Consider the following 6,228-nt stretch of genomic DNA (forward strand, 5'->3'; position numbering starts at 1 on the left):
CCGACCGCGACCACGCGCCCGGCGCCGGAGAGGGCGTGGATCGCGCGGGTCAGCAACGGCTTCCCGCCCACCGACAGCGCCGGCTTGTCCACACCGGACAGTCTGCGGGCCGAACCCCCGGCCAGCACGATCCCCGCGTACCGCATCCCGGGAATCTAGCCCATACTGTGACGCGTGTCCTACACCATCGAGCCGCGCGTGGACGCCTACATCGACGCCCTGCCCGAGTGGCAGCAGGCGATCTGCCGGGAGGTCCGCGAGCTGGTCCACGCCGCCGACCCCGAAGTCGTCGAGACGATCAAGCGCACCCGGCAGCCCTACTTTGTGCTCGAAGGCAACATCTGCGCCCTGCTGGCGGCGAAGGACCACGTCAACGTCTTCGTCTACGACGGTGGCATCGTGCCCGACCCCGAAGGCATCATCACCGCCGGGCACGACAACAAGACCGCCCGGACGGTCGCCTTCCGCGAAGGCGAGCCGATCAACGCGCCCGCGCTCACCGCGATGTTCCGGCAGATCATCGCCAACAACCGGGCCGGCGGCTGGCGCAAGCTCAAGCGCGAGCGAGCCTGACCTCAGCGGCCGAGCACCAGGTACGCCAAGCCGAGCACGCCCCGGTAGTCGCGGACGTACTGCCGCTGCCGCTCGTCCAGCCAGTCCCGCACCTCCGCCGCGCGCGGGTCGGCGGGGTTCGCCAGCAGCCACTCCTGCCAGGCCAGCTTCGACGTCGACTCGAAGTCGTCCCATTCCAGCTGGTCGGCGGTGCTGACGTGCAGCACCCGCCAGCCGGCGCCGGCCGCGGCGTCGAGCAGCTCCGGCAGGGTCAGCGTGTCCGGCCCGAAGATCTCCAGCGCCGCCGGGTTCGGCGGGGTGGCCCAGAAGCCGTCGCCGTAGAGCACCCGGCCCGAGGGCACCACCCGCGCGAGTCGCGCCAAAGCCGCCTTGGTCGAGCCGAACGCGTGCGCCGCGCCGATGCAGAACGCCCGCTCGGCGGTCCCGTCCCAGGTCGCCGCGTCGGCCTCCGTGAACTCCACCGCCAGGCCGCGCTCGCGAGCCGCCGCCCGGCCGCGCTCGAGGCTGGTCGAATCGGTGTCGACGCCGGTCGCGCGCAGGCCCGGCACCCTGGCGGCCGCGCGCAGCAGCAGCTCGCCCCAGCCGCAGCCGAGGTCGACGAGGTTTCCTTCGCCGAGGGCCAGCCGATCGAGCAGCAGTGCGGCGTGGGCCTCGGACAGGGGCGTGTTCCAGCGCATCCGCGAGCGCCGCAGCGCGTTCAGTTCGTCGTCCACCCGGCCGATCCTGTCGCCCGGCCGCGAGAGCGTCGAACGGATTTCAGCCGATCAAGCGAGTCGCGTACGGCATGATCCCGCCGTAGCGGACCGGCGCGACCCGCACGCGCAGCCCGGACTGCGGGGCCTCGACCATCTGCCCGCCGCCGAGGTACAGCGCGACGTGGTGGATGCCGCCCGCTCCGCCCCAGAACAGCATGTCGCCGCGGCGCATCTGGGACAGCGGGACCCGCCGCCCCGCCGTGTACTGGTAGCCGCTGTAGTGCGGCAGGCCCGTGACCCCGGCGAAGGCGTAGATCATCAGGCCCGAGCAGTCGAAGCCGATCTTGTTGTAGTCGCCGTAGCGGTCGGCGACGCCGCCGTCGCGGATGCCGCGGGTCGGGCCGCTGGCGTTGCCGCCGCCCCACGCGTAGGGCAGGCCGATCTTCGACAGCGCCCGGGCGATGACCGCTTCGATCGACGACCCGGCCGGGCCCGACGGCGGCCTGCTCGCCGGTCGCCCGCCACCGTCGCCACCGGAGGAGGCGAGCGCGGCCTGGCGGGCGCGTTCCTCGTCCTCGCGCTGCTTCTGGGCGAGCCAGTCCTGGTAGCGCTGGCGCTGGCCCTGCAGGCCGCTGACCTTGGCCTGCGCCGCGTAGAGCTGCTGCTCGACGTCGGACTTGTTCTTCTCGAGCTGGGTGTTCTGCGTGGCCTGGCTGTCCTGCGCGCTGATCGCCCTGGCCTGCGCGGCGTCGGCGCTGGTCTTGGCCTGCCGGGCGGCGTCCTGCTTCTGCTGCGCGATCTCCGCGGCCTTGCGGGCCGCGGAGTCCTTGTTCGACTTGGCCGTCTGCGCCTGCTGGAGCCGGTCGAGGGCGTTGAGCCGGTCGCCGCCGACGGCGTCGAGCAGCTGCGCGCGGGCCAGCATGTCCTTCGGGCTGTCGGCGCTCAGGTACGCCGAGAGCGAGCCGACCGTGCTCCCCTGCTGGAAGCTCGCGGCGGCGAACGTCTTGAGGTCGTTGCGGGCCTTCTCGATGGCCGCGGCGGCCGCGTCCGCCTCGGTACGGGCCGCCTTCGCGTCGTTCTCGGCCTGCGCCGCGGCGTCCTGCGCGGCCTGCAGGTCGACCAGGGCCTTGTTGGCCTCTTCCTGCTTCAGCTCGACGTCGTCCTGCAGCTGCGACAGCTTCTGCTCGGCCTGGGCCAGCTGGTTGGTGAGTCGGCCGACCTCGCCGGCCTTCGCGTTGGCGTCGGCCTTGCTGTTGTTCAGGTCGGAGTCGCTCGGGTTCGGCGGTGGCGGCGGAACGGCCAGGCCGGTTCCGCCGGCGCCGAACAAGAGCACCAGGGTGAGCGCGCTCACGGTCAGTCCGCGACGGGCCCGCGGCACCCCCGGACCCCCACGCCGTCCCGCCACGACCGCCCACCTCCGCTCACCAGCGCACATCGCGCGTCACTGCAGTCACACCACTATCACAAGCATCACCGGAAACTTACACACCGTAGGCACCAATTCCCCTCATTGAGGGACCCTTGTCGCGGATGGCGCAGCCCACACCGCGTGTCGTCTTGTCCGTTAAACAGGACGCGCGTACTGTTTGAGGCACCGCGAGGTGTGCCATCCCGAATCCGGTCCTACGGTGGGGGTGCGCAAGACTCGCCACCACCGAACCCGACCGAACTGACCCGGGACTCGACCGCCGCACCGGCGCGGAAGTCCATGCCACTGGAGTTAGACGTGACCGCACCTGCCAGCAAGGACAGCTTCGGCGCCAAAGACACGCTGAAGGTCGGCGACGCCTCGTACGAGGTGTTCCGCCTGAACAAGGTCGAGGGCGCCGAGCGGCTGCCCTACAGCCTGAAGATCCTGCTCGAGAACCTGCTGCGCACCGAAGACGGCGCGAACATCACCGCCGACCACATCCGCGCGCTCGGCTCGTGGGACCCGAACGCCGACCCGTCGATCGAGATCCAGTTCACGCCGGCCCGCGTGATCATGCAGGACTTCACCGGCGTGCCGTGCGTGGTCGACCTCGCCACCATGCGCGAGGCGGTCACCGACCTCGGCGGCGACCCCGACAAGGTCAACCCGCTCGCCCCCGCCGAGCTGGTCATCGACCACTCGGTCATCATCGACGTCTTCGGCCGCGCCGACGCCTTCGAGCGCAACGTCGAGATCGAGTACGAGCGCAACCGCGAGCGCTACCAGTTCCTGCGCTGGGGCCAGGGCGCCTTCGACGAGTTCAAGGTCGTCCCGCCGGGCACCGGCATCGTGCACCAGGTCAACATCGAGCACCTCGCGCGCACGGTCATGTCCCGCAACGGCCAGGCCTACCCCGACTCCTGCGTCGGCACCGACTCGCACACCACCATGGTCAACGGCCTGGGCGTGCTGGGCTGGGGCGTCGGCGGCATCGAGGCCGAGGCGGCCATGCTGGGCCAGCCGGTGTCGATGCTCATCCCGCGCGTCGTCGGCTTCAAGCTGACCGGCGAGATCCCGGCCGGCGTCACCGCCACCGACGTCGTGCTCACCATCACCGAGATGCTGCGCAAGCACGGCGTGGTCGGCAAGTTCGTCGAGTTCTACGGTGAGAGTGTCGCCCAGGTGCCGCTGGCCAACCGCGCCACCATCGGCAACATGAGCCCGGAGTTCGGCTCCACCGCGGCGATCTTCCCGATCGACGACGAGACCGTCCGCTACCTCAAGCTGACCGGCCGCTCGGCCGAGCAGGTCGCGCTGGTCGAGGCCTACGCCAAGGAGCAGGGCCTCTGGCACGACCCGTCGCACGAGGCCTCCTACTCCGAGTACCTCGAGCTGGACCTCTCGACGGTCGTCCCGTCGATCGCCGGCCCGAAGCGCCCGCAGGACCGCATCGAGCTGTCGGACGCGAAGTCGTCGTTCCGCAAGTCGATCCACGACTACGTGGACGGCGAGCAGGTCACCCCGCACACCAAGGTCGACGAGGCCGTCGAGGAGTCGTTCCCGGCTTCCGACCCGGCCGCCCTGTCGTTCAAGGACGAGGACGCGGTCGACCTGCAGTCGGCGGCCAACGGCGGCAGCGGCCGTCCCTCGAAGCCGGTCAAGGTGTCCAGCGCGGACCGCGGCGAGTTCGTCCTCGACCACGGCGCCGTCGTGATCGCCTCGATCACCTCGTGCACCAACACCTCGAACCCGTCGGTCATGCTCGGTGCCGCGCTCCTCGCGCGCAACGCGGTCGAGAAGGGCCTCGCGGTCAAGCCGTGGGTCAAGACGTCGATGGCGCCGGGCTCGCAGGTCGTCACCGACTACTACACCAAGGCCAACCTCTGGCCGTACCTGGAGAAGCTCGGCTACCACCTGGTCGGCTACGGCTGCACCACGTGCATCGGCAACTCCGGCCCGCTCTCGGACGAGATCTCCGCGGCCATCCAGGAGAACGACCTCACCGCGGTCTCGGTGCTCTCGGGCAACCGGAACTTCGAAGGCCGGATCAACCCCGACGTGAAGATGAACTACCTCGCGTCGCCGCCGCTGGTCATCGCCTACGCGCTGGCCGGCACGATGGACTTCGACTTCGCGAACCAGCCGCTGGGCCAGGACGAGAAGGGCCAGGACGTCTTCCTGAAGGACATCTGGCCGACGGCGCAGGAGATCCAGGAGACCATCGACTACGCGATCACGCAGGAGATGTTCACCAAGGACTACGCGGACGTCTTCGACGGTGGCGAGCGCTGGAAGTCGCTGCCCACCCCGGAGGGCAAGACCTTCGAGTGGGACACCGAGTCCACCTACGTCCGGAAGCCCCCGTACTTCGAGGGCATGACGCCGGAGCCGGCGCCGGTCACCGACATCTCCGGCGCGCGCGTGCTGGCGAAGCTGGGCGACTCGGTCACCACCGACCACATCTCCCCCGCCGGCGCGATCAAGCCGGGCACCCCGGCCGCGCAGTACCTGACCGAGCACGGCGTGGAGAAGAAGGACTTCAACTCCTACGGCTCGCGGCGCGGCAACCACGAGGTGATGATCCGCGGCACGTTCGCGAACATCCGGCTGCGCAACCAGCTCCTGGACGACGTGCAGGGCGGCTACACCCGCGACTTCACCCAGGACGGCGCCCCGCAGGCGTTCATCTACGACGCGGCCCAGAACTACGCGGCGGCGGGCACCCCGCTGGTCGTGCTGGGCGGCAAGGAGTACGGCTCGGGCTCGTCGCGTGACTGGGCGGCCAAGGGCACGTCGCTGCTGGGCGTGCGCGCGGTGATCACCGAGTCGTTCGAGCGCATCCACCGCTCGAACCTGATCGGCATGGGCGTCATCCCGCTGCAGTTCCCGCAGGGCGAGTCGGCTTCGTCGCTCGGCCTGGACGGCACGGAGACGTTCGACATCGCGGGCATCACGGCGCTGAACGACGGCGACACCCCGCGCACGGTCCACGTCACGGCCACCAAGGCGGACGGCACCAAGGTGGAGTTCGACGCGGACGTCCGCATCGACACCCCGGGTGAGGCGGACTACTACCGCAACGGCGGCATCCTGCAGTACGTGCTGCGGAAGATGACGCAGGCGTAAGGGTTTTCCCCGAAAGGGCCTCCCCGCTCGGTCGAGCGGGGAGGCCCTTTTCGTCACGCGGGCACGGCTTCCCAGCGCACGCTGGACACCGACGGCTCCAGCGAAAGCCGGGAGACGGCCGCCTCCATCTGGGCGTCGTCGCGCTGGTCGCCGACCAGCTCGGCGCGGACCTCGACGGTGCGGTCCTCGCGGTCCGTGCTCAGCACCGACAGCAGCCGGAAGTCCGTGCGGGTCAACGACTGCACGAGCAACGCCCGCACGTGCGCCTCGGTCGCGTCGCGCGTGACGGCCTGGAACGCGTACCTCGTCGGGGTCTCGTCGCCGGCGTCCGGGCGGCGGTCGACGACGCGGCCGAGCGGCCGCAGCACCACGTTCACCCCGACCACGACGGCGGTGCCGGCCGCCGCGACCGCGTACAGCCCG

Annotated in this window: 5 protein-coding genes and 1 pseudogene; 2 read left to right on the forward strand and 4 right to left on the reverse strand. The window is 70.6% G+C overall.

Annotated features, from left to right (window positions below; genetic code table 11):
* Positions 1-146 (reverse strand): NTP transferase domain-containing protein (locus G3I65_RS06910; RefSeq protein ID WP_160695343.1); only part of this gene is annotated, 146 nt, incomplete at its 3' end.
* Between the two features lie 28 nt (positions 147-174).
* On the opposite strand from G3I65_RS06910, the gene G3I65_RS06915 reads away from it, so the two are divergent.
* Positions 175-573 (forward strand): DUF1801 domain-containing protein, encoded by a 399-nt coding sequence (locus G3I65_RS06915; RefSeq protein ID WP_160695344.1) that lies wholly within the window; start codon positions 175-177, stop codon positions 571-573.
* A gap of 2 nt (positions 574-575) precedes the next feature.
* Here G3I65_RS06915 and G3I65_RS06920 read toward each other — a convergent pair whose 3' ends face one another.
* Positions 576-1,286 carry a cyclopropane-fatty-acyl-phospholipid synthase family protein gene (locus G3I65_RS06920; protein WP_160695345.1) on the reverse strand — a complete coding sequence of 237 codons (711 nt, stop codon included), beginning with the start codon at positions 1,284-1,286 and terminating at the stop codon, positions 576-578.
* A gap of 43 nt (positions 1,287-1,329) precedes the next feature.
* The gene (locus G3I65_RS06925) at positions 1,330-2,703 is read right to left on the reverse strand and encodes an NlpC/P60 family protein (protein ID WP_166639769.1); all 1,374 of its coding nucleotides are present in this window, start codon (positions 2,701-2,703) and stop codon (positions 1,330-1,332) included.
* A 273-nt stretch (positions 2,704-2,976) separates the two neighbouring features.
* On the opposite strand from G3I65_RS06925, the gene acnA reads away from it, so the two are divergent.
* The gene (acnA, locus tag G3I65_RS06930) at positions 2,977-5,805 is read left to right on the forward strand and encodes an aconitate hydratase AcnA (protein WP_166639770.1); all 2,829 of its coding nucleotides are present in this window, start codon (positions 2,977-2,979) and stop codon (positions 5,803-5,805) included.
* A gap of 53 nt (positions 5,806-5,858) precedes the next feature.
* Here the strand turns inward: acnA and G3I65_RS06935 are convergent.
* Positions 5,859-6,228: pseudogene (locus G3I65_RS06935) on the reverse strand (MgtC/SapB family protein); the annotation flags it as partial.

This window comes from Amycolatopsis sp. SID8362 (genome assembly GCF_010550475.1).
GTDB lineage: Bacteria > Actinomycetota > Actinomycetes > Mycobacteriales > Pseudonocardiaceae > Amycolatopsis > Amycolatopsis eburnea.

What these genes read in the sequence shown, in the direction of transcription:
- G3I65_RS06925 (WP_166639769.1), bottom strand. Translation starts at nt 2,703, where the DNA reads ATGTGCGCTGGTGAGCGGAGGTGGGCGGTCGTGGCGGGACGGCGTGGG.
- acnA (WP_166639770.1), top strand. Translation starts at nt 2,977, where the DNA reads ATGCCACTGGAGTTAGACGTGACCGCACCTGCCAGCAAGGACAGCTTC.